36 protein-coding genes are annotated in these 24,455 nt (G+C 62.1%); all 36 read right to left on the bottom strand.

The window, feature by feature from the left end:
• Positions 1-45: 45 nt before the first annotated feature.
• Positions 46-750, bottom strand: coding sequence for an ATP12 family protein (locus RID42_17455; protein ID MEQ8249465.1), 705 nt, complete (start codon positions 748-750; stop codon positions 46-48).
• Positions 747-4,739, bottom strand: a complete 3,993-nt coding sequence (locus RID42_17450) for an AsmA family protein (protein MEQ8249464.1) — start codon at positions 4,737-4,739, stop codon at positions 747-749. Before RID42_17450 ends, RID42_17455 begins: the two co-directional genes overlap by 4 nt.
• Positions 4,736-5,407 (bottom strand): HAD-IA family hydrolase, encoded by a 672-nt coding sequence (locus RID42_17445; GenBank protein ID MEQ8249463.1) that lies wholly within the window; start codon positions 5,405-5,407, stop codon positions 4,736-4,738. The genes RID42_17450 and RID42_17445 overlap by 4 nt, the downstream gene beginning before the upstream one ends.
• Positions 5,408-5,441: 34 nt before the next feature.
• Entirely contained in the window at positions 5,442-6,422 is a 981-nt protein-coding gene (locus RID42_17440; protein ID MEQ8249462.1) for an RluA family pseudouridine synthase, read from the bottom strand.
• Positions 6,419-6,793: a fluoride efflux transporter CrcB gene (gene crcB / locus RID42_17435; GenBank protein ID MEQ8249461.1), complete on the bottom strand. Its 375-nt coding sequence runs from the start codon at positions 6,791-6,793 to the stop codon at positions 6,419-6,421. The genes RID42_17440 and crcB overlap by 4 nt, the downstream gene beginning before the upstream one ends.
• Positions 6,794-6,803: 10 nt before the next feature.
• Complete coding sequence (locus RID42_17430; protein MEQ8249460.1) at positions 6,804-7,667, bottom strand: hypothetical protein; 864 nt, start codon at positions 7,665-7,667, stop codon at positions 6,804-6,806.
• Positions 7,664-8,974: a replication-associated recombination protein A gene (locus tag RID42_17425; GenBank protein ID MEQ8249459.1), complete on the bottom strand. Its 1,311-nt coding sequence runs from the start codon at positions 8,972-8,974 to the stop codon at positions 7,664-7,666. Before RID42_17425 ends, RID42_17430 begins: the two co-directional genes overlap by 4 nt.
• On the bottom strand, positions 8,971-10,410 hold the full coding sequence (locus RID42_17420; GenBank protein ID MEQ8249458.1) for a DegQ family serine endoprotease: 1,440 nt from the start codon (positions 10,408-10,410) through the stop codon (positions 8,971-8,973). Before RID42_17420 ends, RID42_17425 begins: the two co-directional genes overlap by 4 nt.
• A 79-nt stretch (positions 10,411-10,489) precedes the next feature.
• The gene (gene rplQ / locus RID42_17415) at positions 10,490-10,915 is read right to left on the bottom strand and encodes a 50S ribosomal protein L17 (protein MEQ8249457.1); all 426 of its coding nucleotides are present in this window, start codon (positions 10,913-10,915) and stop codon (positions 10,490-10,492) included.
• A 15-nt stretch (positions 10,916-10,930) separates the two neighbouring features.
• Positions 10,931-11,947 (bottom strand): DNA-directed RNA polymerase subunit alpha, encoded by a 1,017-nt coding sequence (locus RID42_17410; GenBank protein ID MEQ8249456.1) that lies wholly within the window; start codon positions 11,945-11,947, stop codon positions 10,931-10,933.
• A 74-nt stretch (positions 11,948-12,021) separates the two neighbouring features.
• Complete coding sequence (gene rpsK / locus RID42_17405; GenBank protein ID MEQ8249455.1) at positions 12,022-12,411, bottom strand: 30S ribosomal protein S11; 390 nt, start codon at positions 12,409-12,411, stop codon at positions 12,022-12,024.
• A 9-nt stretch (positions 12,412-12,420) separates the two neighbouring features.
• Positions 12,421-12,792 (bottom strand): 30S ribosomal protein S13, encoded by a 372-nt coding sequence (rpsM, locus tag RID42_17400; protein MEQ8249454.1) that lies wholly within the window; start codon positions 12,790-12,792, stop codon positions 12,421-12,423.
• 138 nt (positions 12,793-12,930) lie between these two features.
• A complete protein-coding gene (locus RID42_17395; protein MEQ8249453.1) occupies positions 12,931-13,578 on the bottom strand; it encodes an adenylate kinase in 648 nt (215 codons plus the stop codon).
• On the bottom strand, positions 13,575-14,918 hold the full coding sequence (gene secY / locus RID42_17390; protein MEQ8249452.1) for a preprotein translocase subunit SecY: 1,344 nt from the start codon (positions 14,916-14,918) through the stop codon (positions 13,575-13,577). The genes RID42_17395 and secY overlap by 4 nt, the downstream gene beginning before the upstream one ends.
• Positions 14,919-14,965: 47 nt before the next feature.
• Complete coding sequence (gene rplO, locus RID42_17385) at positions 14,966-15,517, bottom strand: 50S ribosomal protein L15 (protein ID MEQ8249451.1); 552 nt, start codon at positions 15,515-15,517, stop codon at positions 14,966-14,968.
• Positions 15,518-15,526: 9 nt separating this feature from the next.
• Entirely contained in the window at positions 15,527-15,721 is a 195-nt protein-coding gene (gene rpmD / locus RID42_17380; protein MEQ8249450.1) for a 50S ribosomal protein L30, read from the bottom strand.
• Between the two features lie 2 nt (positions 15,722-15,723).
• Positions 15,724-16,272, bottom strand: a complete 549-nt coding sequence (gene rpsE / locus RID42_17375) for a 30S ribosomal protein S5 (protein MEQ8249449.1) — start codon at positions 16,270-16,272, stop codon at positions 15,724-15,726.
• A gap of 14 nt (positions 16,273-16,286) precedes the next feature.
• A complete protein-coding gene (gene rplR, locus RID42_17370) occupies positions 16,287-16,634 on the bottom strand; it encodes a 50S ribosomal protein L18 (protein MEQ8249448.1) in 348 nt (115 codons plus the stop codon).
• A gap of 7 nt (positions 16,635-16,641) precedes the next feature.
• Positions 16,642-17,175, bottom strand: coding sequence for a 50S ribosomal protein L6 (gene rplF / locus RID42_17365; GenBank protein ID MEQ8249447.1), 534 nt, complete (start codon positions 17,173-17,175; stop codon positions 16,642-16,644).
• A gap of 9 nt (positions 17,176-17,184) precedes the next feature.
• The gene (rpsH, locus tag RID42_17360; protein ID MEQ8249446.1) at positions 17,185-17,583 is read right to left on the bottom strand and encodes a 30S ribosomal protein S8; all 399 of its coding nucleotides are present in this window, start codon (positions 17,581-17,583) and stop codon (positions 17,185-17,187) included.
• A 10-nt stretch (positions 17,584-17,593) separates the two neighbouring features.
• On the bottom strand, positions 17,594-17,899 hold the full coding sequence (rpsN, locus tag RID42_17355) for a 30S ribosomal protein S14 (protein MEQ8249445.1): 306 nt from the start codon (positions 17,897-17,899) through the stop codon (positions 17,594-17,596).
• Between the two features lie 23 nt (positions 17,900-17,922).
• Positions 17,923-18,465 carry a 50S ribosomal protein L5 gene (rplE, locus tag RID42_17350; protein ID MEQ8249444.1) on the bottom strand — a complete coding sequence of 181 codons (543 nt, stop codon included), beginning with the start codon at positions 18,463-18,465 and terminating at the stop codon, positions 17,923-17,925.
• 6 nt (positions 18,466-18,471) lie between these two features.
• Positions 18,472-18,789 carry a 50S ribosomal protein L24 gene (gene rplX, locus RID42_17345; protein MEQ8249443.1) on the bottom strand — a complete coding sequence of 106 codons (318 nt, stop codon included), beginning with the start codon at positions 18,787-18,789 and terminating at the stop codon, positions 18,472-18,474.
• Positions 18,789-19,157 (bottom strand): 50S ribosomal protein L14, encoded by a 369-nt coding sequence (rplN, locus tag RID42_17340; protein ID MEQ8249442.1) that lies wholly within the window; start codon positions 19,155-19,157, stop codon positions 18,789-18,791. The genes rplX and rplN overlap by 1 nt, the downstream gene beginning before the upstream one ends.
• 27 nt (positions 19,158-19,184) lie before the next feature.
• Positions 19,185-19,427, bottom strand: a complete 243-nt coding sequence (gene rpsQ, locus RID42_17335; protein ID MEQ8249441.1) for a 30S ribosomal protein S17 — start codon at positions 19,425-19,427, stop codon at positions 19,185-19,187.
• A gap of 15 nt (positions 19,428-19,442) precedes the next feature.
• Positions 19,443-19,637 (bottom strand): 50S ribosomal protein L29, encoded by a 195-nt coding sequence (gene rpmC / locus RID42_17330; GenBank protein ID MEQ8249440.1) that lies wholly within the window; start codon positions 19,635-19,637, stop codon positions 19,443-19,445.
• A complete protein-coding gene (gene rplP, locus RID42_17325; protein ID MEQ8249439.1) occupies positions 19,637-20,059 on the bottom strand; it encodes a 50S ribosomal protein L16 in 423 nt (140 codons plus the stop codon). The genes rpmC and rplP overlap by 1 nt, the downstream gene beginning before the upstream one ends.
• 6 nt (positions 20,060-20,065) lie before the next feature.
• Entirely contained in the window at positions 20,066-20,767 is a 702-nt protein-coding gene (gene rpsC, locus RID42_17320) for a 30S ribosomal protein S3 (GenBank protein MEQ8249438.1), read from the bottom strand.
• The gene (rplV, locus tag RID42_17315) at positions 20,767-21,144 is read right to left on the bottom strand and encodes a 50S ribosomal protein L22 (GenBank protein MEQ8249437.1); all 378 of its coding nucleotides are present in this window, start codon (positions 21,142-21,144) and stop codon (positions 20,767-20,769) included. Before rplV ends, rpsC begins: the two co-directional genes overlap by 1 nt.
• Before the next feature lie 8 nt (positions 21,145-21,152).
• On the bottom strand, positions 21,153-21,431 hold the full coding sequence (rpsS, locus tag RID42_17310) for a 30S ribosomal protein S19 (GenBank protein ID MEQ8249436.1): 279 nt from the start codon (positions 21,429-21,431) through the stop codon (positions 21,153-21,155).
• A gap of 8 nt (positions 21,432-21,439) precedes the next feature.
• The gene (gene rplB / locus RID42_17305; protein ID MEQ8249435.1) at positions 21,440-22,267 is read right to left on the bottom strand and encodes a 50S ribosomal protein L2; all 828 of its coding nucleotides are present in this window, start codon (positions 22,265-22,267) and stop codon (positions 21,440-21,442) included.
• 3 nt (positions 22,268-22,270) lie between these two features.
• Complete coding sequence (locus tag RID42_17300) at positions 22,271-22,579, bottom strand: 50S ribosomal protein L23 (protein MEQ8249434.1); 309 nt, start codon at positions 22,577-22,579, stop codon at positions 22,271-22,273.
• Positions 22,576-23,196: a 50S ribosomal protein L4 gene (rplD, locus tag RID42_17295; protein ID MEQ8249433.1), complete on the bottom strand. Its 621-nt coding sequence runs from the start codon at positions 23,194-23,196 to the stop codon at positions 22,576-22,578. The genes RID42_17300 and rplD overlap by 4 nt, the downstream gene beginning before the upstream one ends.
• Positions 23,197-23,199: 3 nt before the next feature.
• Positions 23,200-23,967 (bottom strand): 50S ribosomal protein L3, encoded by a 768-nt coding sequence (rplC, locus tag RID42_17290; protein MEQ8249432.1) that lies wholly within the window; start codon positions 23,965-23,967, stop codon positions 23,200-23,202.
• Between the two features lie 7 nt (positions 23,968-23,974).
• Positions 23,975-24,289 (bottom strand): 30S ribosomal protein S10, encoded by a 315-nt coding sequence (gene rpsJ, locus RID42_17285; protein ID MEQ8249431.1) that lies wholly within the window; start codon positions 24,287-24,289, stop codon positions 23,975-23,977.
• 30 nt (positions 24,290-24,319) lie between these two features.
• Positions 24,320-24,455: elongation factor Tu (gene tuf, locus RID42_17280; protein MEQ8249430.1), on the bottom strand; the 136-nt coding region annotated here is incomplete at its 5' end.

The following is a 24,455-nucleotide window of genomic DNA, read 5'->3' as shown; positions in this document are numbered from 1 at the left end:
GCGGTCCCGGACCCGCCGGGCACCCCTCGTAAGATGAGGTGCGGCTTAGGATTGGGAGCTACGCGCCAGAGCTAGAAAGCGCACGGCGGCGGCGAGATCGCCCTCGGTTTTCGCCGCGAGTGCCGCCGCTTCATGGTCGACGCCCCAGCGGTCGGCCTGGAAGTCGTGGTCGACCCGGCTTAGCCGCCAAGCATTCTCGGCATCGAGCCTGCCGGTCGCGACCGCAAACCCGATGACCAGCGACCCGCTGATGCTGACGACGGTGTGAAGGGCCGCAAGTTCGAAGGCGTTGTAGCCGCCGACCAGTCGCCGTAACACGCCAATACCGCCCGGGTCTTGGGTAGTTGGCACCACCCCCGATGTCGATACCAGCCCGACACCGTAGGTTTCATACAGCCAATCCAACAACGGTTGCCACGCCTCGGCCTGTTGCCGGGCCAACGCCTCGGGCGCGTCAGCGCGGTAGCACAGAAGGTCGGTCTCGCCAAAACGCGCGATTTCGTCGGCGACCTGGCTGGCATGAGTGCGAACGCCGTCTATCGCTGTATATGCGTGCCGCGTGAGCGGCATGGTCGAGGGGTCTATCTTCGCGGGCTGGACTTCCCATTCTTCGGCGATGGCGTCGGCGAGCGCAACGGTCGGCAGACTAAACGGATGCTTTGCCGGGGTCCGCATCGGGCGCTCGTCCAAAAGGATCGAGAATCCGTCGTCCACAGGCCTTACCCGGACCGTCGAGTAGAACCGCTTCACTCGCTGCCGCCGCCGAAAATGCGACCGATGCCCCGTCCGACATCGCCGACGCCCTCGCCGATGCCACGGATAACGCCGCCAACAACCCCATCCTGCTCCTTGGCCGGTTCTCCGGAATTCGCCCGCTCGATGGCCGCAACGCACGGGTTCTTCTCCGCCGCCACGCCTTCGATCACGGGCACCAGCAGGACAAGCGGATTGACGAAAATCCCTAGCGTGGTTGCGACCTTCTTGGCCGTTCCCCCGGCGGTGGGCAGGACCGTCGGCGTCCGGATCGGGCCGGTCACGGACACCGGCACCGCGACATCGAGGAGGCGAACCTCCTTGGGCCGTGGGGTCAAGGTCAGGTCGAGCGTTTCGCGCCCGAGGTCGACCGCGCCGCGTCCCGCAACGCTCAGAAACTCGGCATCGATTAGAAGCGCGCGGGATGTCGCGACGCCGTCCTTGACGTCAAAACGGGCAACGACGCAATTGATTTGGGTCCGGTCGGGCTGCTCGCCCGCCCACGGCGCCAACTGCCGAAGCAGCCCCTGGTTGAGGAATCGGAACGATCGCTGCTGGATGTGACCGCGGCCACCGGTCAAGCTGATGGTCCCGGTGGTCGTGGAAGCCAGCTCATGGGCCGATGCCCCGGTGCCGGCAAGATCGATACCGACCTCGACCGGGAGTTCGACGACGTCGCCAAGACGCGCCGACCTCCTCAATTCATGCGCGATTTCACCCGCGTCCAGCGATCCGCTGGCCAGCGAAACCGATGCGACAACCTTTTCGCCGCGCAAATCCGCTGTCGCCCGCACCTCGACCGGCGCGCCGTCGATTGTCGCCGACGCGCGCTCGACGGTGACCACACCGTCAGTCGCTGTGGCATTCAAAACGAAGTCCTGGCCCGTCACCCGGCGACCCGCGAAATCCTTCAGGCGGACACCGATATCGAAATTGAGGGCGCGCAACGACGGGAGATCGAACGGTTCGGTTGAAAAAAGCGGTCCGGTCGTTGGCTCGGTGGGCGGCGCCGGCTCTAGGTCGTTCTCGTCGACCTGAACGAAATCGGTCAGTTCGAAACGCTTGGCCTCCATGCGGAGTACAAGCCGCCGTGCATTATCGGCCCGGTCCATTCGGAACGTACCGGCGAGATCGGACTGCCCAATGGCAATCTCGAATTCCTTCAGATCCAAGACTCTTTCTGTGGTCGACAGGACGCCGCGGACGCGCCACGGCCCGGCGGGATCGAGCGTCAGGCCCGCGGCATAGGCGATTTCACGGACGATCAATCCTTCCGCGGAAACCATGAAATCGAGATCCTGTGGGCGGCGCCGATCGGGCGCGACACCCGTCACGCGGACATGGGTGGACGGCGTCGACAACGACGCACTGAGTTGAACCGGCTCGAGCTTCCTCAGGTCCGCAAGCGGCGCCAACGACGCCGCAACCACCAAAGCCTCGCGGCCCAAGGTTCCCCCCGCATCGACGGTTACGGGCGAACCCGCTCCTTTGGTTGCAATACGCAACGACGCGAGTGCAATCTGCTCATGGGCGACGATGTCGTCGGTTTTAACCGCAAATTGGAGTTGGTGCGCGACGATTTCACCGGCCGCGTTGTCGAAGAGGGCTCGGGTCGTTCGCCCGTTGCTCGACAGCGTCGAAGAGAGATTGAGATCGCCGACATCGATGCGTTCGCCCAATCCCATGGCCTCGACGAACATTGCAGCGTCGATCCCGGTCACCGCGGCCTCAAGCGACACCTGGAGTCCGTCCGCGTTCTGCCGGACATCGCCGGATACTTGAAACGTCTCGCCATCGAGCTGGGCAACGAAGCGGTCGAGGCGAAGCCCGTCGCGGTTCGACTTCAAGATCGTTCTGACATCGCGCAGGACTCGCTCGCCCGACCGAACGATGACGGCAGAGAGGCCGATCTCGGCGTCGATGGCGAGGAGGGGCGCGAGGTCGATGGGAGTATCGTTCAGAATGCCTTGCGAATCGGCGCTCGCCGCTTCGGTGGCGACCCCGCCTGCCTCCTCAGCGACCTGCGCGCGGACCGGCTTGCTCTCTTCATCGCGGATACCAAGAAGCGCGAGGTCAAATATCTCGGACGTCAATTCGGCCGTCAACTTGGGCCGCTCGCCGCCGTAGACAAACGCGATATCGCCTTCGAGGTTGCTATCCGCGATACGCAAATCGGCCGCGCGTAAGGTGACGGCATCGTCGGCAAACGTTAGAACGCCAGTCACGCTGTAGGGCCCTGCCGCGGGCAACAGGCGCGACGCCAAACCGGAAAGATCGGCTAGGCTTTTGCCGCGGACCGCCACCTGAAGTTCCAATCCATCAACCATGGCGGCGTGCATGTCGGCTTGCACCTCGGCGTCGGCGCCCGCCCCCTTGGCCGCAACGCGAAACGTGTAAGGCGCACCCGGCCGGTAGTCGGCGAGTGGGTCGAGCCGCCCCGTCAGGTCGATCGTCTCGCCGCGGAAAATTCCGCGCGCCCTAAGGTCGATGGGCTTACCCTGACCGTCGAACCGCGCGCTTGCGTCGGTGAGTATGAAGCGCCCGGCCTCTTGAAACGTCACCTCCAGGTCGCTGAGCCGAAGGTTGGCCGTCAGATTGTCGACCAAGCCCCGCGGGCTCACGCCGCGCGAGGTGAGCTCGAGCTGCGCGCCGGCCCTCTGGGTCGACTGACCGGGAATATTTAGGCCGTCGAGTACCTTGGCGACATCGAGCCCGCTGACCTCCGCCGTCATCGACAGCGCCGCTTCGGCATTTCTGGCATCGATCCGTCCGGTGGCGCGCATGGACCCTTCGGGCAAGGTGGCCGTGAATTCTTCGATCTCCATCAGGCCGCCCACCGTTCGCAGACCGATAGCCGCATCCGTCAGCGAAAGACCCAGCGCACGGACGGCCCCGGCGTTGATTTTGACGTCTGCATCGAAGCTGCGGGTAAACCCGAAGGGCAACGGTTCTTCGGTAAGGGTGAAGCCGGTCCCGTTCTGGCGCGCGGGTGCGCGGTCTCCTGGCGCCGCGGGCGCCGTCGAAAGATCCAGGTTCGGCGAAACGATTCGGGCGGTTAGGCGGGGGCGTTCGCCAGCGAAGTCCATCGACACGTCGCCCTGGATGCGCGTCGCACCGGCTTCGAAAGCAATATCGCCGGCACGCAGTTTGTCGAGCGGCCCGGTGACGTGGCCCGAGAACTCGAAGGGGGCGGAGTCCGGCAGTTCAATCCCCGAGAGCCGCGACAAAGCGGCGAGCGACGGTCCACGGCCCGTCAGCATGAAGTCGAGTGCCGGCACGGTATCAAGGCCAGTGACGACACCACTGAGGTGCAACGAACTTCGCGCGACGTCGACGGTGAGATCGACGGTAAACGGATCGGGTCCGCCGATTGCGATGAGGCTGCCGACCTTGCCCGCCACAGCGACACGTTCGCCGTTCATCGCCGCCACGAGAACAACCTCGGTCGGGCCGGCGGCGCCCTGGGGCCGGAGCGCGAGGCGGGATATTTCTACCGGGCTGTCGGTGTCGCCGTCTCGCAAGACCACCGTGACATCGCGAATGTCGATCAGCGACGGTACCGACGGGGGTTCGCCGCCGCCGCCGCCGGTCGGCTGGAACGCCAGCGAGGACTCGCCTTCGCCGGTGCTTTCCACCAAGACTCGGACGCCGCTGGCGTGGATGCGCCGGACATCCACGGTCCCGGTCAGGAGCGGCAGCCACGCGACCTGAACCGACGCAACCGCGACGCTGATCGCATCGGGTTCGCTACCGCCCGGGACGTTGGACAATCGTATGCCCGATGCGGTCGCCCGGAGTTGCGGAAACAGCGACAGCTCAATGGGACCGTCGATCGCGAGGTCGCGGCCCGTTGCCGACAACGCCGCCTCGGCGATCACCGGCTTGAAACGGTTCAGATCGACAAACAACGACACGAAGCCCGCGCCGATGACGCCGACGATAAATACCGTCAGTAGACCGTAAACGAAAAGGCGAAAGCGTTTCATGGCGTGGCGAACCTGTCGCGGATCAGATCGGTGAGGTGCGAAAAATTGGTCGCGATGTCGGCGGCGCCGGCTGCGACCAAGTCGTCGGGGTCATGATAACCCCATTGGACCCCGATGGGCGTCACACCTGCGTTGACCGCCATTTCGATATCGAAGCGGGTATCGCCGACGACGACCGCATGCCTCGGGTCGACCCCGGCCTCGGCGAGCGCGGTCAGCACCATGGATGGATTGGGTTTACCGGGATGGCGATCGCCAGTCTGCAAATTGACGAAGAAGTGCGCCATACCGTGGAGATCCAAGGTGGCCCGCAGGCCTTTAGTACCCTTGGCGGTCGCTACGGCCATTAGGGTCTCGTCAGCATCGAGGGCTTCGAGGCATCGTCGCGCACCGGGGAAGAGAGGCTCGTGCGGATTTCGGCGGCCGAGCCGGTGTTGCCGATACCCGTTTTCCAAGGCGAGCCTTTGATCGTGGTCTGCGGTCGGCGCCAGCGTCGCCACCTGTTCGGCCACCGACAGCCCGATCATCGCGCGCAACCGGTCCGCGGGTGGCGCGGACAACCCGAAATCCCGGAAGGCCGCGGTCATCGCCTCGTGAATCGCTGGAAAGCTATCCACAAGGGTGCCGTCGCAATCAAAGATTGCAAGGCGAAGGGGCAATGTCGTCACACGAGAACTCTGCTATTGGGCGCGTCGGCCGGGCCTAGGCGTCGGAAGTGGCGTCATTCTGCACGGTTTCCGCATCAAACCGGAGAAACCGCCAGCTCTGCTCCATATGGGAAGGCAGCGGCGCGATTACACGTAAGACACCGCTGCGGGGATGAGGAATTTCCAAGCTCCGGGCATGGAGATGCAAACCGCGCCCTAAGGCATTCGGTTCCTGTGGGATTGCAGGCCTGTCGCCATAGCGGCGGTCCCCCAGGATCGGGAACCCGGCTTCGGCGCAATGAACCCGCAGTTGATGGGTACGGCCTGTCATCGGCGTCAAGGCGAGCCAGGTAAGCCCCCCGGCGCCGTGGGCGATCGTGCGATAGGTGGTCAGCGCCGATTTGCCGTCCTCGCCCGACGCGATCTGCTCCCGACCACCGCCTGCCGCGACTTTTTCGAGCGTCGATTCGATCCGGCCGGCTTCGGGATCGGGAACGCCGCGGACGAGTGCCCAATAGAGTTTCCGCGCGGCACGGTCGCGGAACGCTGCCGCAACCGCGGCGGCGGCGGCTCGCGTGCGAGCCAAAACGAGCACGCCGCTCGTATCGCGGTCGAGGCGGTGAACGAGGCGCGGTCGCTCAGGCGCATCGAAGCGCAGCGCATCCAGCAAACCGTCGAGGTGGCGGGTCGTCCCGCTTCCGCCCTGGACGGCGAGGCCGGCCGGTTTGTCGATGACAATAAGGAGATCGTCGCGGTGTAAGACGCGCGCTTGCAAGTCGGCCGCGTCGGTCGCCGACACGGGCCGCGGGGTCGGCGTCTCCCGCGCCTCCGCGTCGGGCAGGGGCGGCACCCGGACCACCATGCCCGCCGTAACCCGAAGGTTGGCGCGGACACGACCGCCATCGACCCGGATTTCGCCACGGCGCAACATCTTTTCCAGACGGCCTTGGGTGACCTGGGGGAATTTGCCACGGAACCAACGGTCGAGGCGGATACCCTCGTCTTCATCGCCGACAGTGACGTGTTTAACGCTCACGCGAGGAGTTGGCGGAACAGCCAAAGGCCAAGAAACAGACCCAAAATGGAGAGCGAAACCGACGCGATGACGTAGAGCCCCGCAGGCACCAAAGCGCCCCGCCCCGAGAGCACGGCGACATCAAGGGAGAACGCGCTGAAGGACGTGAACGCGCCAAGGACCCCGACGGTCATGAAGGCGCGGAGTTCCGGCCCGACGCTCCAACGGAGCGCCATCGTTTCGATCAACGCACCCAGCATGAATGAGCCGACGACGTTGACCGTGAGGGTTCCCCACGGAAAGCCGCTGCCGAGCATCCGCAGCATATGGGCGCCGACAAAGTGCCGCCCGACGGCGCCAAGCGCGCCGCCAACGGCGATCGCAGCAATCATCTTCACGGTGTCACCGTACGCCGAAAATCCATCCCTCGGTGCGTCGCACCCTATCCTCCATCGAGGCGGGCCGCCAGAGTGCGCGGTCAGCCGAGAGTGCCCGTAGCGCCGCCGCGGCAACAACAGCATCGGACACGTTGTCATCGACCGCCTCGGAGAGACCGGACGGCGCGGTACCGAAACGCGCTAGTGCACGATCCAAGTCGGCGGCGGATCGTATCTTAGTTGGACCATGACCGGCCGCCGCCAGAAAGGCACGGGGAAACACCTCCACCACACTCGAACGCCCGTCCTGCGGCGGGTCGAACGGCCAAACCCCCACCATCGGCAATCGTTGACGCAAGGCGGCCAAGAACCGCATGCCGGCGAGCGAGCCGCGGCCCACTTGCTTGGGCCCGATCAGGTGAAAGACCGACTCAGGGTGCCCCAAACCTTGCAGCGCGCAGGCCCGCTCCACCGCCTTGTGCCGGCGCGCGAACCGCACGCCCTTCGCGCTATTCGCGAAGAAGTGCGCCGCCCACGGCGATGTCGCGGCAAATGTGCCGGCGTACAGATCGGTCTCGGCAGCACATACCCTGTCGACGAGACGCCACAGACCAGGCGCATCCCTTGGGTTGTCCCCGATGCCCGGGAAATAGGCACCTTCGTCGACAAAGGGTAGCGAAAACGAAAAATCCAGGCCGGCCAGAGTCGGGGACGACGTAGCGGTCGCGGTCAGCCAATCGAGCACGGCCGACCGGCTCCACGCGCCTTCCTTGGGCCTTACCAGTCGGGGCGCCATGGTCCCCGCCGCGCACGCCGCCACTTGAATCCCACGGTGCTTTTTGCCTTTTGCGCCCGACCAATCGATACCGACGAAGGTTGCGAAGGTCATGCCTTTGGGGCGCGAGCTTTTTCTCGCAAGCCCTTCCAATAGGCCAGCCGCTTGCCGACCTCGCGCTCGAATCCCCGCTCGGTCGGGGCGTAGAAGGCCGCGCGTGCCATATCATCCGGAAAGTAGTCGCGACCGGAAAAGCCGTCCTGGGTATCGTGGTCGTAGACGTAACCGTCGCCGTATCCTAGGTCCTTCATCAAGCCCGTCGGGGCGTTCAGGATGTGTTTTGGCGGCGCGAGCGAGCCCGTGTCCCGCGCTGCCCGATTGGCCTTGGTGAGCGCGGTGTAGACCGCATTCGACTTCGGCGCTGTGGCCAAGTAGATCACGGCCTGGGCGATCGCGAGTTCGCCTTCCGGCGAACCTAGAAAATCGTAGGTGTCCTTCGCGGCAAGTGCCTGGTGCACCGCGTCGGGATCGGCCAACCCAATGTCTTCGACGGCAAATCGCACCAAGCGGCGCACGATATAGAGCGGCGCCTCGCCGCCGAGCAGCATCCGGGCCAACCAATACAGCGCCGCATCCGCGTCCGACCCGCGTAAGCTCTTATGCAGCGCACTGATCAGGTTGTAGTGCTCGTCACGGGACTTGTCGTATATCGGCGCGCGCTTTTGGACCGCCTTGACGAGACCCGCGGCGTCCATCTCGGTGCCGCCGAAGGCGAAGAGGTCTTCGGCGAGATTGAGAAGATAGCGCCCGTCTCCGTCGGACATACCCCGCAAGACCTGCCGTGCATCGGCGGTAAGCGGTAGGGACTTTCCTTCAAGGTTCTCGGCGCGGCACAGGAGCGCCTCGAGATCGTCGTCTTCGAGACGATTGAGGACCAGCACCTGACAACGCGAAAGCAACGCGGCGTTGAGTTCGAAGGACGGATTTTCGGTTGTGGCGCCGACTAGTACGATCGTGCCGTCTTCGACGACGGGTAGAAAACCGTCCTGCTGGGCGCGGTTGAACCGGTGGATCTCGTCCACGAACAGCAGAGTCCCATGCCCAACCTGGCGCCTTTGGCGGGCGCCGTCGATCGCTTTGCGCAGGTCGGCAACACCGGAGAAAACGGCCGAAAGCTGAACGAAATCAAGCCCGACACGGGCAGCCAAGAGACGGGCGATGGTTGTCTTACCGGTGCCGGGCGGTCCCCACAGAATTAGCGACGGGAGACGACCTGCATCCAGCATCCGGCGCAACGGCCCCCCCGAACCCAGGACATGGTCCTGCCCCAGGACATCGTCGAGCGCCGTGGGGCGCAGCCGGTCGGCTAACGGATGGGGCGTGCCCTCGGCGAGCCCGGCAGCCTCGAACAACGTACTCACGACCGCGCCGTGATGGTCAACTTCTGATCGCCGCGGCGCAATACGATCCGCCATTGCGCAGCGGCGTCGAGGAATCCGACGAGGTCCTTGACGGTCTCCACCGCTGCGCCATTGACCTCAAGGATGACGTCACCCGGACGGACGCGCGCCTGTTGCGCCGGAGAGAATCGCTCAATCGCAAGGACGATCACCCCGGTGCTATAGGCGAAGGTATCGAAGCCTAGCTCCGCCGCCACAGCCGGCGAAAGGTTGGCAACCCGCGCGCCGGTCAACGGATTGCGCCCACCGATATCGGTGATATCACGCGGCGGCACCTCGGGGGCGACCAAGAGGCCGATCGGCAGATCCAACGATCGACCGGCCCGAATGACATTGAGCAGCGCGGTTTCGCCCACCGGACGAATAGCGACGCGATAGATCAAGCCTTGGGGGTCGTCGACGGGCTTGCCGTCGAGTCCCGTGATGACGTCCCCGACTTGCAACCCGGCACGATCGGCGGGGCCGTCCGGATAGATCTGGGTCACCACGACGCCGCCGGGCCGTTCGAGCCCCAGGGTCTCGGCTAATTCAGCGGTCACCAATTGGCCCGCCGCGCCGAGCCAGGGACGCTTGATTTCGCCGCCGCTCACCGCCGCATTGATGACCGACGCCACCATGTTCGACGGGATCGCGAAACCGATGCCGATTGATCCGCCGGACCGCGAGAAAATCGCGGTGTTTACCCCCGCCAAGCGACCGTCCATCGCGACCAACGCGCCGCCCGAATTGCCGGGATTGATCGCCGCATCGGTTTGGACAAAGAACTGAAAATCCGAAATGCCGACCTTCGTTCGGGCCAGCGCCGACACGATCCCGCTCGTAACGGTCTGACCGACACCGAACGGATTGCCGAGCGCCAGGACCAAATCCCCAACTTCGAGGTCGTCGGAGTTCATCAATTCCAGCGCGGGAAGCGCCTCGGAGCCCGCATCGATCTTGAGGACGGCGAGATCGGTGCGTTCGTCGGCAAGGATGACTTCGGCTTCGAACTCCCGGCGATCGGTCAGGGCGACGATGATCTGCGTACCACTGGCTATGACGTGATTGTTGGTCACGACCAACCCGTCGGGCCGCACGATGACGCCCGACCCGAGCGAGCTTTCCATGCGCGCCCGCGGCGGCCCAAACGGGATGAAGTCTTCGCCGAAGAACCTGCGGAACAGTGGGTCGTCGAAGAGCGGCGATGCGCCGCGGTCCTGAACCGCCTTGCGGGTAAATATGTTGACCACGGCGGGGGCGACACGCTTGACCAGCGGCGCGTAGGAAAGGCGGATCTGCTCGCGCGATTGCGGAACGCCCGCCTCTTGGGCGCGCACCGGGTCGGCGACAGCGAGGGCACCAATCAAGGCCAGGCCCGCCAGCAATCCGCGAGCGGTTTGGAACAAACGGCGTGACATAGCCCCGAGTGTAACGCCGGACGCAAAAAGGGGCAGCCCTACTGGGCCGCCCCTTAGAGGATTTGTCGGATCGGTTCGGTTAGGCCGCTTCGGCCTCATCGTCGTCTTCTACATCGACCGGACCGGAATCCATCCCTTTGGCATCGGTATCCCGATCCACCAATTCAATGACGCCCATTGGCGCGGAATCGCCGTAACGGAAGCCCGCTTTCAGGATCCGCGAATATCCGCCGCTGCGTGCGGCATAGCGGGCCGCGAGGACGTCAAAGAGTTTGACGACCTGGTCGCGGTCGCCGATATGGGCGATCGCCTGCCGACGGGCGTGAAGGTCGCCGCGCTTACCCAAGGAAATGAGCCGCTCGACGATCGGCCGTAGCTCCTTGGCTTTGGGCAAGGTTGTCCTGATCTGCTCGTGTTTGATGAGCGCGGACGCAAGGTTGGCGAACATCGCCTGACGATGCGCGCTGGACCGTTTGAAACGGCGTACTCGTCTACGGTGACGCATGGGACTTCTCCTGGATCAGAAGTTCTCGTCGAGCCGCTTAGCGAGCTCTTCGATGTTGTCCGGCGGCCAATTGGGAACCTCCATACCGAGGTGAAGCCCCATCTGCGCCAGAACTTCTTTGATTTCGTTAAGCGACTTGCGGCCAAAATTCGGCGTCCGGAGCATTTCCGCTTCGGTCTTTTGGATCAAGTCGCCGATGTAGACGATGTTGTCATTCTTGAGGCAGTTGGCCGAACGCACCGAGAGCTCCAATTCATCGACCTTCCGCAGAAGGTTCGGATTGAACTCGGGCTCGTGCCGGGTTTCGATCTTGGTTTCCGCCCGCGGCTCCTCGAAGTTGATGAAGAGTTGGAACTGATCCTGAAGGATGCGCGCGGCGTAGGCGACGGCATCTTCCGGCGTGACGGCGCCGTTGGTTTCGATCCGCATCGTCAACTTGTCGTAGTCGAGCTTTTGCCCTTCGCGGGTATTGTCGACCTTGTAGGACACGCGACGGATGGGGCTATAGCCGGCATCGACCGGGATTAGGCCGATCGGCTTGTCTTCTTCTTTGGAAACTTCGGCGGCAACATAACCTTTGCCATTCTCGACCGTCAGTTCCATCGAGATCTGCGCGCCTTCATCAAGCGTACAAATCACGAGGTCGGGGTTCATCACCTCGAGATCGTGGCCCAGTTGGATATCGCCGCCTTTAACCTCGCCCGGCCCGGTCTTGCGCAACGTTACCCGGCGCGGGCCATCGCCATGCATGCGCAACGCCAAGGTCTTGATATTCAAGACAATATCGGTGACGTCTTCGCGCACGCCCGGAATCGAAGAGAATTCGTGCAGCACGCCTTCGATCTGTACCGACGTTACGGCAGCGCCCTGCAACGAGGACAGGAGGACACGCCGCAGTGCGTTCCCAAGGGTCAGGCCGAAGCCGCGCTCAAGCGGCTCCGCAACCATAGTCGCAACCTTGCTGGCGTCTTCGCCGCTTTCGATCGCGAGCTTGTTCGGTTTGATTAGCTCGGTCCAATTCTTCTGAATCACGTCCACATCCTCGTATTGCTCGCCGGCACGAAGCCGGCCATTCCGTTTACGATTGAGGTCGTTCTTTCGGTCGACTAAACGCGGCGCCGTTTGGGCGGCCGGCAACCGTTGTGCGGGATCGGCGTCACGTCGCGAATGGACATGATCGTAAACCCGACTGCCTGCAACGCGCGCAACGCCGATTCGCGTCCCGAACCCGGGCCGCGGACCAAAACTTCCAGCGTCTTCATGCCATGGTCCTGGGCTTTCTTGCCGGCTTCGGTCGCGGCGATCTGCGCCGCATAGGGCGTGGATTTACGCGAACCCTTGAAACCGTTTGCACCCGCTGACGACCAGGCGATAGCGTTGCCCTGCGCGTCAGTGATCGTCACCATGGTGTTGTTGAACGAGGCGTTCACGTGCGCGACGCCCGACGTAATGTTTTTTCTTTCGCGGCGCCTGACGCGCGCTACATCCTTAGCCATGCTGTGTCCTTACGCCTTTTTCTTGCCGGCGATGGGCCGGGCCGGGCCCTTGCGGGTGCGCGCGTTGGTATGTGTCCGCTGCCCACGCACCGGCAGACGCCGACGATGACGTAGGCCACGGTAGCAACCAAGATCCATCAACCGTTTGATATTGATCGACACTTCGCGTCGCAGATCACCTTCGACGACATGCTCGGCATCGATGAGTTCGCGAATTTGGCTGACCTCGGCATCGGTCAACTCGTTGACGCGCCGTTCGGCCGCGAGGCCCGCCCTTTCACGAATGAGACGCGCCTTGGTGCGCCCGATCCCGAAAATGTAGGTCAACGCGATTTCGACGCGTTTGTTGCTCGGAATGTTTACGCCCGCTATTCGCGCCACGACCTATCTCCTGCATAGAAAAACGCCGACAGGAACCGTCCCACGGCTCCAGCGCGTTGTGCCTTGATATCGATTTTGCTTCGCCCTAAGGGCGAGCGGATTATTAGTTCACGGTACGCCAAAGTCAACAATCCGCGCCTAGTTTCCGTCGAGAATTTCGGCAATTTGGGCCGTCACGGCGGCGAAATCGGCCGAACCGTCGACACTGCGCAGCATCGATTTGCCACGGTAGTAATCGATCAGCGGCGCGGTTTGGGCATGATAAGCCTCAAGCCGGGTCCGCATGGCCTGTTCGTTGTCGTCGGACCGCCGTTTGAACTCGGTGGCGCCGCACCGGTCGCAGACACCGTCCGCTTTGGTGGGCTTGAAGGTGTCGTGATAGCCCTCGCCGCAGACCGCGCAGGTAAAACGACCGACAACTCGCTCTACGAGAATTTTGTCGTCGATCTTCAACTCAATGACGTAGCTGAGTTGCTTGCCCTTTTGCACCAAGAGCGTGTCGAGCGCTTCGGCCTGTCCGTGGGTGCGGGGAAAGCCATCGAGGATAAACGGGCGATCGCCGATCTCATCGAGCTTATTGGCAATGATTTGGACCATAACGTCATCGGGCACGAGGGCGCCTCGGTCCATGATCTCTTTCGCCGTTCGACCGATTTCCGTACCGGCGGCGACGGCGGCGCGGAGCATATCGCCGGTCGAGAGTTGAATGAATCCTCGGTCTCGCTCAAGAAGCTGGGCTTGCGTTCCTTTGCCAGCACCCGGCGGCCCGAGGACGATGAGATTCATCGATTCCGGCCCCGGAGCTTGGATTTCTTGATCAATCCCTCGTACTGATGGGCGAGGAGGTGGGATTGGATCTGCGCCACGGTATCCATAGAAACCGTGACAACGATAAGGAGCGACGTCCCGCCGAAATAGAACGGGATCGCAAAGCGCGAAATCATGATCTCGGGCATGATCGCCACGGCAACGAGATACGCCGCGCCTACAAACGTCAATCGCGTTAGGACGTAGTCGAGGTAGTTGGCTGTGTTCTTCCCTGGCCGAATTCCGGGGATAAAGCCGCCGTACTTCTTGAGGTTATCCGCGGTGTCAGTCGGGTTGAAAACGATCGCGGTGTAAAAGAACGCGAAAAACGCGATGCCCGCCGCATACAAGATCAGGAACAGTGGTTGCCCGTGACCGAGCAACGCCGAAACGGTCAACAACCACGACGGCCCGCCGCCCGCAGCGAAATTCGCCAAAGTGATCGGCAACAGCAACAGCGACGAAGCGAAGATGACCGGAATCACACCCGACGTATTGAGCTTGAGCGGGATGTGGGAGCTTTCGCCGCCCATCATCTTGTTGCCCATTTGGCGTTTCGGGTACTGGACCACGATGCGCCGTTGCGCCCGCTCGATGAACACCACGAAGGTGACGACGGCGAACATCAGGACGATGAGGAGAAGGATGATGCCGACCGACATGGCACCGGTTCGGCCCAATTCCAACGTACCGACAACTGCGGACGGCAGATTCGCAACGATGCCTGCGAAGATGATCAGCGAAATTCCGTTGCCGACGCCACGCGCCGTCACTTGCTCGCCAAGCCACATCAAGAAGACCGTACCGCAGGTCAGGGTAATGACCGTCGTGATCCGGAAGAACGCACCGGGGTCGAAAACCGCGCTGCCCTGCGAACTGGTCATGCTCTCTAGGCCGACGGCAATCCCATAGGCCTGCAACGCGGCCAAAAGGACAGTGCCGTACCGAGTGTATTGGTTGATCTTCTTGCGACCCGATTCGCCCTCTTTCTTCAACGCTTCGAACTTCGGCGAAACCGCCGTCATCAATTGCATGATGATCGACGCTGAAATGTAGGGGAGAATGTTGAGTGCAAAAATTGTCATGCGGCCGAGCGCACCGCCGGCGAACATATCGAACATCCCCAGAATGCCACCGGCATTCTGCTGGAAGATGTCCTGCATGATGATCGGGTCGATCCCCGGGATGGGAATGAAGGTGCCGAGGCGGTAAACCACCAAAGCCCCGAGCGTGAACCACAACCGCTTTTTCAGCTCGGTTGCCTTCGCAAAGGCACCCAAGTTTATGTTGGCGGCAAGTTGTTCAGCGGCTGAGGCCATCGATTTTCATCCTAGGGTGAGGCGCGCGCCGCGCGCCCTAAACGTTTCTAGGCGTTGTCTTCCGCCACTTCCGCCTTGCTGCCTTGGTTCTTCTTTGCCCTGCGCTTGGCCGCCTTCTTACCCTCGTCCGTAGACTTTGCGACGATGGTCACGGCGACCTTGCCGCCCGCCTTTTCGACCGCGGCGATCGCGGCTTTCGAGGCGCCGGCGACCACGATATCGAGGCTGGAGGTCAACGCGCCGCTCGCCAGGAGCCGGACGCCGTCGAGCGGGCGGCGGATAACGCGCGCCGCGACAAGTGCCGCGGCATCGACCGGTTTCGCCGGATCCAAATGACCGGCGTCAATCGCCTGCTGAAGGCGACCAATGTTTACCGGCTGGAAATCCTTGCGGAAAATATTGTTGAAGCCGCGCTTCGGCAGACGCCGGTAGATCGGCATCTGCCCGCCTTCGAAACCGTTGATCGCCACGCCTGACCGGGCTTTGGCGCCCTTGTGGCCCTTGCCCGACGTCTTCCCGGTGCCCGAGGCGATACCGCGACCAACCCGTTTGCGCGGTCGGCGCGATCCTTCTTTGTCGGCGATGTCGTTAAGCTGCATGACTCGTCCCTACTCCGCGTCTTCGACGCGGACCAAGTGGTGGACCTTGGCGATCATGCCACGGACCGCCGGTGTATCCTCGAGCTCGCGGGTCCGGTGCATCTTGTTCAAGCCAAGACCTGCGAGGGTCGCCCGTTGATCGCCTGGCCGCCCGATCGGGCTGCCAACTTGCGTGATGCGGACAGTTTTTTTGTTCCCAGCCATTGCTAAGCCTGTACCTCGGCCGCCTCGGTATCCCGGCGGCGCCCGATGATATCGCCCACCTTCTTATTGCGCTTTGCGGCAACTTGGCGGGGCGACATCAGATTTTCCAAAGCGGCGAACGTTGCCTTGATCATATTGTGCGGATTGGACGTCCCGATCGACTTTGTCACGATATCTTGAACGCCGAGCGTCTCGAAGATCGCGCGCATCGGGCCGCCCGCAATCACGCCGGTGCCTGGTGGCGCAGCACGGAGAACGACACGACCGGCGCCAAACCGCCCGGCTGCATCGTGATGGAGTGTACGACCCTCGCGCAGGGGTACGCGGATCATGTTCCGTTTGGCCGATTCCGTCGCCTTGCGGATGGCTTCCGGCACTTCACGCGCCTTGCCCTTCCCCCAGCCGACCCGGCCCTTTTGGTCACCAACGATGACAAGGGCTGCAAAACCGAATCTGCGACCACCCTTCACCACCTTTGCGACCCGGTTGATCCCGACAAGTTTGTCGACCAAGTCCGTGTCCTGGCGATCTCCGAAATTTTGACGCGCCATAGCTGACTATCCCTTTAGAACGACAAGCCGCCTTCGCGCGCGGCATCGGCCAGCGCTTTCACGCGGCCATGAAACATGTAATCGCCGCGGTCGAACACGACTTCGAGGACCCCTGCAGCTTTCGCCCGTTCGGCAATTGCCTTACCGACCGCAGCAGCCGCTTCTTTGTTGCCACCCTTGCCACCGGCAATGTCTTTTTCCAAGGACGATGCAGCAGCGAGCGTCGCCCCCTTCGCATCGTCGATAACCTGGGCGTAGATATTCTGGTGCGAGCGAAACACGGACAGGCGCGGGCGCCCGTCCGACTTACGGCGCAATTTGGTACGGACACGAACGCGTCGTTTTACAGATTGCTGAGTCATAACTGGCCTATTTCTTCTTGCCTTCCTTACGGAAGATATACTCGCCCACATACTTCACACCCTTGCCCTTGAAGGGTTCGGGCTTGCGGTAGGCTCGAATCTCGGCGGCGGTCTGCCCGACGCGCTGACGGTCCGCACCGGAAATCTTGATCTGTGTCTGCGTCGGGCACTCGACCGAAACGCCCTCCGGAATCTTGTGCACGACCTCGTGGCTGAAACCCAGCGCCAGCACCAGATCCTTACCGCGCATCTGGGCGCGGTAACCGACGCCGACGATCTCGAGTTCCTTCACGAACCCGGTCGCCACGCCGACAACAAGATTGTCCACGAGAGTACGTTGCATTCCCCACATCATGCGCGCGCGCGGGCTCTCGTTGCTCGGTACGACGCGGATGAGATCGCCGTCCTTCGTCGCGACGACGTCGTCCACCAACGTCATGGCAAGCGCGCCCTTCGGCCCCTTGGCAGAAATATTCTGGCCGGACAACGTCACGTCGACCCCCTTAGGGACGACAACCGGGTTCTTGCCAATACGGGACATGGTGGTTCTCTAGATTACGTTGCAGAGGACTTCGCCGCCGACATTGGCTTCGCGCGCCTGCGAATCCGACATGACGCCGCGCGGCGTTGACAAAATGGCGATACCGAGGCCGTTGCAGACCCGCGGCAAATCTTGGATCGACGAATACACCCGGCGACCCGGCGTCGAAACCCGCTGGATGGTCTTAATGACCGGTTCGCCCTCATAGTACTTGAGGTGAATTTTCAGTTCCGGCTTGCCGACTTCAATCTCGAGGCGTTCGAAGTCGCGGATATAGCCTTCGGTCTTCAGAACATTCAAGACATTCGAGCGCAGCCGCGAGGCCGGGCTGGAAATCTCGGAGAGACGCGCACGCTGCCCGTTTCTGATGCGGGTGAGCATATCGCCCAAGGGATCGGTCATCGTCATCGGAGAGTTCCTACCAGCTCGACTTAACCATTCCGGGAATCTGGCCGATCGATGCCAGATCGCGCAGCGCAATTCTCGACAAGCGCAGCTTCCGGTAGACACCACGCGGCCGTCCGCTCAGTTCGCAACGGCTTCGCACCCGCGTCGGCGACGAATTCCGCGGCATTTCCGCGAGCTTCAACCGGGCCGCGAAGCGTTCTTCTTGCGGGTTCGCCTCGTCATTGGCGACCGCTTTGAGACGCGCACGCTTGGCCGCGAAACGCGCCGCGAGCTTGCGGCGGCGGTTGTTCTTCTCGATGGCGCTTTTCTTTGCCATTGGACCTCTGTTTCCAGTCGTTACTAGGCGGCGAAGGGCATGCCGAAGCCGCGCAACAATTCGCGCGCCTCGTCATCACTCTCCGCCGTCGTGACAATAATCACGTCAAGGCCACGGATCGTTTCGGCCTTGTCGTAGTCGATTTCGGGAAAAACGATGTGCTCTTTGATGCCCAGCGCATAATTGCCCCGGCCATCGAAACTGCGCCCGGAAACACCGCGGAAATCTCGAACCCGCGGCAGGGCGATGGTGATCAGCCGATCGAGAAATTCATACATCCGTTCGCGGCGCAGCGTCACCTTACAGCCGATGCCCATGTCTTCGCGCAGCTTGAAGTTCGCGATCGACTTCTTCGACCGCGTGACAACCGCGCGCTGCCCTGCGATCAGCGTTAGGTCCTGCGCCGCGGCATTGACTTTTTTGCTATCCGAAACCGCTTCGCCGACACCCATATTGAGGACGATCTTCTCGATGCGAGGCACCGCCAAAGCGTTGGCATAGCCGAAGCGCTCGGTCATCGCCGGCTTGATGTCTTTGTCGTATATCGCCTTCATGCGCGTTGCCATGGCCGTCTACCTGTCAATCACTTCGCCGGAGCGTTTTGCAAACCGCACCTTGCGGCCATCTTCCAGCCGTTTGAACCCGACCCGCGTCGGACGCCCGTCCTTGGGATCCTCGATCGCCAGGTTCGATAGCGCGATCGGCGCCTCGATGTCCCTGATCCCGCCCGGATCGCCAGCACCCGCGGCCTTGTGCCGCTTCACCATGTTCACGCCCTGCACGAGGGCCCGGTCGAGCACCTTATCAACCTTGACAACGTTGCCCTTCTTGCCTTTTTCCCGACCGCTCAAGACGACGACGTTGTCGCCTTTTTTGATTTTGGCAGCCATCACAACACCTCCGGCGCAAGCGAGATGATCTTCATATATTGACGATCGCGCAGCTCGCGAGTCACCGGGCCAAAAATACGAGTCCCGATCGGTTCGTTTTCCTTGGAGATCAGCACCGCTGCGTTCTTGTCGAACCGGATGGCGCTACCGTCTTGGCGGCGAATTTCCTTGGCCGTACGCACGATCACGGCGCGGTGTACTTCACCCTTTTTTACGCGTCCGCGCGGAATGGCTTCCTTGACGGAAACAACAATCACATCGCCGACCGATGCGGTCTTGCGCTTGCTGCCGCCCAGCACCTTGATGCACTGGACGCGCCGCGCGCCGGAATTGTCGGCAACTTCTAGGTTTGTTTCGACTTGAATCATTGTTTGACCCTGTACGGCGTGCGCGGCCTACCCGCGCGCGACCTGCTCCACGACTTCCCAGGCCTTTAGTTTGGAAATTGGCGCGCATTCTTGAATGCGGACGAAATCTCCGACCTGATACTGATTGACGGGGTCATGCGCATGGTACTTCTTCGACCGGCGAATGAACTTTTTGTAGAGCGGATGCTGCACGCGTCGTTCGACGCGGACCACCACGGTCTTGTCCCCCGACTTGCTCACAATCACACCGGTAAGTGTTCTTCTTGGCATCTTGTTCTTTCCGCTCTACGAAGCAGGCTGTTGTTGCTTGAGAATCGTTTTGATTCGCGCGATATCCCGGCGAACTTGCCGTACCCGCGCCGTGTTCTCCAACTGACCGCTCGCGCGTTGGAATCGCAGATTGAAGGACTCCTTGCGTAGGCCAAGCAGCTCTTCTTTAAGTTCATCGGCGCTTTTGCCGAGGAGTTGTTCGGCCTTCATCAGTGGCCTCCCTCACCCAGACGGACAACGACTTTGGTCGGCACCGACAACTTCGCGGCACCGAGCTCGAATGCATGGTGCGCCACTGCCGGCGGCACCCCGTCGATTTCGAACATGATCCGCCCCGGTTTCACGCGGCACATCCAGTATTCCGGCGACCCCTTACCTTTGCCCATGCGGACTTCGGTGGGCTTGGACGACACCGGTACGTCCGGAAAAATGCGGATCCATACGCGACCGGCGCGCTTCATCTCGCGGGTGATGGCCCGGCGCGCGGCTTCGATTTCGCGCGCATTGACACGGCCAGGCCCGATCGCCTTCAAACCGTAAGCGCCGAACGCGAGCGTAAAGCCGCTCTTCGCAATGCCGTGAATCCGGCCCTTATGCGCCTTACGGAACTTGGTGCGTTTTGGACTAAGCATGGCCTATTACCCTCGACTCGGCGCGCCGCCGCCCTGTTGCTGCTGCTCGGACAGGCGCCGGTCCTTCGCCATCGGATCGTGGGCCATGATCTCACCGGTGAAGACCCACACTTTGACGCCGCACGTGCCGTAAGCCGTCATCGCCGTGGACTCGCCGTAGTCGACATCGGCCCGCAACGTGTGAAGCGGGACCCGGCCTTCGCGGTACCATTCGGTCCGCGCGATCTCTGCGCCGCCAAGACGACCGCCGCAATTGATTCGGATACCCAGGGCACCGAGCCGCATTGCCGACTGGACGGCGCGTTTCATTGCGCGCCGGAAGGCAACACGCCGTTCGAGCTGCTGCGCGATATTGTCGGCAACGAGCTTTGCATCGATCTCGGGCTTGCGGATTTCGACGATATTCAAATGCAGTTCCGAGTTGGTCATTTTGGCGATCTCGAGGCGCAGACGCTCGATGTCCGCCCCCTTTTTGCCGATAACCACGCCCGGACGCGCGGTATGGATCGTGATGCGCGCCTTCTTCGCCGGGCGCTCGATGATAACCTTGCTAACCCCCGCTTGGGCCAACCGCTTGTTGATGAACGTGCGGATCTGAAGATCCTCGTGGAGCAAGTTTCCGTAATCGCGGTCGTTGGCAAACCAACGCGAATCCCAGGTCCGATTGATCCCGAGGCGTAGCCCTATCGGATTGACCTTCTGGCCCATCAGTCCCCCTCGCGCTCGCGTACGACTATCGTGATATTGCTGAACGGCTTTTCGATACGGCCGACCCGACCGCGCGCCCGTGCCCGCCAGCGGCGCATCACGAACGCCTTTCCGACAGTCGCTTCAGCGACGACCAAGCGATCGACATCGAGCTGGTGATTGTTTTCGGCGTTTGCGATCGCCGATTGCAGCAGTTTCTTCACATCGCCCGAGATGCGGCGCGGCGAAAAGGCCAACGTCGCAAGAGCCGATTCAGCGGTTTTGCCGCGAATCGACGAGGCAACGACGTTCAACTTCTGTGGGCTGACCCGCAGCGAGCGAAGCGTCGCGCTAGCCTCATTGTCGCTCAAGCGACGGGGTGCAGATGACTTACTCATTCTCGGCCTTAGCCTCTCGAAGCTTTCTTGTCGGCGCTATGGCCGGAGAACGTGCGGGTCGGCGAAAACTCGCCAAACTTGTGACCAACCATGCTCTCGGTCACCAGGACCGGGATGAACTTGCGGCCGTTGTAGACACCGAAGGTCAAACCAACGAATTGCGGCAAAATGGTCGAGCGGCGCGACCAGATCTTGATCACTTCCTTTCGACCCGACGCGCGCGCGCCTTCGGCCTTTTTTAACAGGTATCCGTCTACGAACGGACCCTTCCAAACGGAGCGAGCCACGCTGCCTCCTACTTCTTCTTACGGCGACGACGCACGATGAAGCGGTCGGTCGACTTGTTGTTTCGTGTCTTGGCGCCCTTGGTCGGCTTGCCCCATGGCGTCACGGGATGCCGACCACCCGATGTACGGCCTTCGCCGCCGCCATGCGGGTGATCGATCGGGTTCATCGCGACACCGCGCACCGTTGGGCGCTTGCCCAGCCAGCGCGTACGCCCCGCATGACCAAGCTTGATATTCTGTTGATCGGGATTTGAGACCGCCCCGACCGTCGCCATGCACTCCGCGCGAACCATCCGCTGCTCGCCAGAGGCGAGGCGGAGCAAGGCGTAGCCGGCGTCCTTACCGACTAGTTGCACGTAGGTGCCAGCGGAGCGCGCGATCTGCCCGCCCTTACCCGGCTTCATCTCAACGTTATGGACGATCGTCCCGACCGGGATGTTCTTGAGTGCCAGGGCATTGCCCGGCTTTATGTCGGCGCCTTCACCCGCCTCAACCTTGTCGCCGACCCGCAACCGCTGGGGCGCCAGGATATAGGACTGTTCGCCGTCGCCGTAGGCAATCAGCGCGATGAATGCGGTTCGGTTCGGGTCGTATTCAAGGCGCTCGACCGTTGCCACACCGATCTTGTTGCGTTTGAAATCGACCTTGCGGTAGCGCTTCTTGTGTCCGCCGCCGATGTGCCACGCCGTAATCCGGCCGGTATTGTTGCGGCCGCCCTTTTTGGTCATGCCTTCGGTCAACTTCTTGACCGGACGGCCCTTCCAAAGGTCGGAACGATCGACCAGCACCAAATTGCGGCGCGACGGTGTCGTCGGATTGAACTTCTTCAGCGCCATCGCCTAGACCCCCGTCGAGACATCGATCGACTGCCCCTCTTCCAGGGTCACGATCGCTTTTTTGACTTCCGGACGGCGACCGATCACGCCTTTGAAGCGCTTGACCTTGCCATCGGTACGCAGCGTGTTCACAGCCTTCACTTTGACCTTGAACAACCCTTCAACCGCCGATTTGATCTCAGGTTTGCTGGCATCGAGGGCGACGCGGAACACGACCTGGTTGTGTTCGGACGCGAGCGTCGCCTTCTCGGTAATGACCGGACTGCGAACGACTTCGTACATCCGCTCGCGGCTGATCTCACGACCCTTCATGCGAGCCTCCCTTGCAGGGCTTCCACCGCGGTCTTGGTCAACACCAAGGTGTCACGCCGCATGATGTCGTACACGTTGGCACCCTGCTGGGGCAGCACATCGACCAGAGGAATGTTGCGTGCGGCCCAGGTGAAGTTCGGATTGAGTTCCGTGCCGTCGATAAACAGAACCGACTGCCAGCCTAATGCTTTGATCTGCGAGGCGAGTTTCGCCGTACGCAATTCCGCAACGTCTGCGGTATCGATGATGACCAGCTTGCCCTCCGCTTGCTTCGCGGAAAGAGCAGCCTTGAGCGCAAGTTTACGCACTTTCTTAGGCAGATCGTGGCCGTGGTCCCGCGGCGTCGGCCCATGGGCGGTGGCACCGCCCCGGAACTGCGTCGCCCGAACCGAGCCCTGCCGTGCGCGACCGGTACCCTTTTGTTTGAACGGTTTCGCGGTCGTTCCGCGAATCTCGCTAATCACCTTGACCTTGTGCGTCCCGGCGCGCCGTTTGGCCAACTGCCAACGGACCATCCGGTGGATCAGGTCCGGGCGCGACGGCAGGCCGAAGACGCCATCGTCAAGATCGATGTCGCCGGCGGCTTTGTTCTCTAAAGTTGTGACCTTGGCTTTCATCGCCTAGTCCTTCTTCTCGGCTTCGGCGCCGCTGTCGGCCGCCGGTTCATCGACCGCCTCAGGTGCAGGTGCCGCCGCGTCGCCCGAAGGCTCGGTCGACCCACGCAACTGTGCCGGATAGGGCGCCTCATCCGGGCGCACCCGCTTGACGGCGTCGCGAACGAAAACCCAACCGCCAGCCGCGCCGGGAACGCCGCCCCGCACGAGGATCAATCCAGCGGTATCGTCGGTGCTGACGATTTCCAGGTTCTGCAGGGTGACGCGAGCGTTACCCATCTGACCGGCCATCTTCTTGCCTTTAAAGACCTTGCCCGGATCCTGGCACTGACCGGTCGAACCGTGCGACCGGTGCGATACTGAAACGCCATGGCTGGCACGCAGACCGCCAAAGTTGTGCCGCTTCATCGCGCCGGCAAAACCCTTGCCGATTGAGGTCGCCGAAACGTCGACATACTGACCGGCGACGAAATGGGCGGCCGACAATTCAGAGCCGACATCGACCAAACCGTCTTCGTCGACGCGAAACTCCGCCATCAACCGCTTCGGTTCAACCTTTGCCTTAGCGAAGTGCCCGCGCATTGCGCCGGAGACGTTCTTCACCTTCGCGGCACCGGCGCCGAGCTGTACAGCGGTGTAGCCGTTCTTTTCATGGGTCCGCTGATCGACAACCTGGAGGTTGTCGACTTTGAGGACGGTGACAGGCAAATGACGACCGTCGTCCGTGAAGACGCGGGTCATGCCGACTTTTTGTGCGATGAGACCGGTGCGCATGGCTAACCTAAAGTTTGATCTCCACATCGACACCCGCGGCAAGATCGAGCTTCATCAGCGCGTCCACCGTTTGCGGGGTCGGGTCAACGATATCGAGAAGCCGCCGATGCGTGCGGATCTCGAACTGTTCGCGGGACTTCTTGTCGATATGGGGCGACCGAAGCACCGTGTATTTCTCGATCTTGTTGGGCAAAGGAATTGGCCCACGAACGCTCGCCCCGGTCCGCTTGGCGGTCGTGACGATTTCGTTCGTCGATTGATCGAGAACGCGGTGGTCGAACGCCTTGAGGCGAATCCGAATATTTTGACTATCGATCGCCATGTTTTCCTCTATCGACCCGCTGCGTTCTCTTTACTCGATGATTGATGCGACGACGCCGGCGCCGACGGTACGTCCGCCCTCGCGAATGGCGAAGCGCAGACCGTCGTCCATCGCGATCGGCGCGATCAACTCAACTTCCATCGTCACGTTGTCGCCCGGCATCACC

Source organism: Alphaproteobacteria bacterium, assembly GCA_040216735.1.
In the GTDB taxonomy this organism is placed as follows: Bacteria; Pseudomonadota; Alphaproteobacteria; order SHVP01; family SHVP01; genus CALJDF01.
This window is presented reverse-complemented; position numbering and strand designations above follow the sequence as displayed.

Bases quoted from the DNA above. Each gene is read 5' to 3' on its own strand.
- RID42_17450 (MEQ8249464.1), bottom strand. From the start codon at position 4,739: ATGAAACGCTTTCGCCTTTTCGTTTACGGTCTACTGACGGTATTTATC.
- crcB (MEQ8249461.1), bottom strand. From the start codon at position 6,793: ATGATTGCTGCGATCGCCGTTGGCGGCGCGCTTGGCGCCGTCGGGCGG.
- RID42_17430 (MEQ8249460.1), bottom strand. From the start codon at position 7,667: ATGACCTTCGCAACCTTCGTCGGTATCGATTGGTCGGGCGCAAAAGGC.
- RID42_17420 (MEQ8249458.1), bottom strand. From the start codon at position 10,410: ATGTCACGCCGTTTGTTCCAAACCGCTCGCGGATTGCTGGCGGGCCTG.
- rplQ (MEQ8249457.1), bottom strand. From the start codon at position 10,915: ATGCGTCACCGTAGACGAGTACGCCGTTTCAAACGGTCCAGCGCGCAT.
- rpsK (MEQ8249455.1), bottom strand. From the start codon at position 12,411: ATGGCTAAGGATGTAGCGCGCGTCAGGCGCCGCGAAAGAAAAAACATT.
- RID42_17395 (MEQ8249453.1), bottom strand. From the start codon at position 13,578: ATGAATCTCATCGTCCTCGGGCCGCCGGGTGCTGGCAAAGGAACGCAA.
- secY (MEQ8249452.1), bottom strand. From the start codon at position 14,918: ATGGCCTCAGCCGCTGAACAACTTGCCGCCAACATAAACTTGGGTGCC.
- rplO (MEQ8249451.1), bottom strand. From the start codon at position 15,517: ATGCAGCTTAACGACATCGCCGACAAAGAAGGATCGCGCCGACCGCGC.
- rpmD (MEQ8249450.1), bottom strand. From the start codon at position 15,721: ATGGCTGGGAACAAAAAAACTGTCCGCATCACGCAAGTTGGCAGCCCG.
- rpsE (MEQ8249449.1), bottom strand. From the start codon at position 16,272: ATGGCGCGTCAAAATTTCGGAGATCGCCAGGACACGGACTTGGTCGAC.
- rplR (MEQ8249448.1), bottom strand. From the start codon at position 16,634: ATGACTCAGCAATCTGTAAAACGACGCGTTCGTGTCCGTACCAAATTG.
- rplF (MEQ8249447.1), bottom strand. From the start codon at position 17,175: ATGTCCCGTATTGGCAAGAACCCGGTTGTCGTCCCTAAGGGGGTCGAC.
- rpsH (MEQ8249446.1), bottom strand. From the start codon at position 17,583: ATGACGATGACCGATCCCTTGGGCGATATGCTCACCCGCATCAGAAAC.
- rpsN (MEQ8249445.1), bottom strand. From the start codon at position 17,899: ATGGCAAAGAAAAGCGCCATCGAGAAGAACAACCGCCGCCGCAAGCTC.
- rplE (MEQ8249444.1), bottom strand. From the start codon at position 18,465: ATGGCAACGCGCATGAAGGCGATATACGACAAAGACATCAAGCCGGCG.
- rplX (MEQ8249443.1), bottom strand. From the start codon at position 18,789: ATGGCTGCCAAAATCAAAAAAGGCGACAACGTCGTCGTCTTGAGCGGT.
- rplN (MEQ8249442.1), bottom strand. From the start codon at position 19,157: ATGATTCAAGTCGAAACAAACCTAGAAGTTGCCGACAATTCCGGCGCG.
- rpsQ (MEQ8249441.1), bottom strand. From the start codon at position 19,427: ATGCCAAGAAGAACACTTACCGGTGTGATTGTGAGCAAGTCGGGGGAC.
- rpmC (MEQ8249440.1), bottom strand. From the start codon at position 19,637: ATGAAGGCCGAACAACTCCTCGGCAAAAGCGCCGATGAACTTAAAGAA.
- rplP (MEQ8249439.1), bottom strand. From the start codon at position 20,059: ATGCTTAGTCCAAAACGCACCAAGTTCCGTAAGGCGCATAAGGGCCGG.
- rpsC (MEQ8249438.1), bottom strand. From the start codon at position 20,767: ATGGGCCAGAAGGTCAATCCGATAGGGCTACGCCTCGGGATCAATCGG.
- rplV (MEQ8249437.1), bottom strand. From the start codon at position 21,144: ATGAGTAAGTCATCTGCACCCCGTCGCTTGAGCGACAATGAGGCTAGC.
- rplB (MEQ8249435.1), bottom strand. From the start codon at position 22,267: ATGGCGCTGAAGAAGTTCAATCCGACGACACCGTCGCGCCGCAATTTG.
- RID42_17300 (MEQ8249434.1), bottom strand. From the start codon at position 22,579: ATGAAGGGTCGTGAGATCAGCCGCGAGCGGATGTACGAAGTCGTTCGC.
- rplD (MEQ8249433.1), bottom strand. From the start codon at position 23,196: ATGAAAGCCAAGGTCACAACTTTAGAGAACAAAGCCGCCGGCGACATC.
- rplC (MEQ8249432.1), bottom strand. From the start codon at position 23,967: ATGCGCACCGGTCTCATCGCACAAAAAGTCGGCATGACCCGCGTCTTC.
- rpsJ (MEQ8249431.1), bottom strand. From the start codon at position 24,289: ATGGCGATCGATAGTCAAAATATTCGGATTCGCCTCAAGGCGTTCGAC.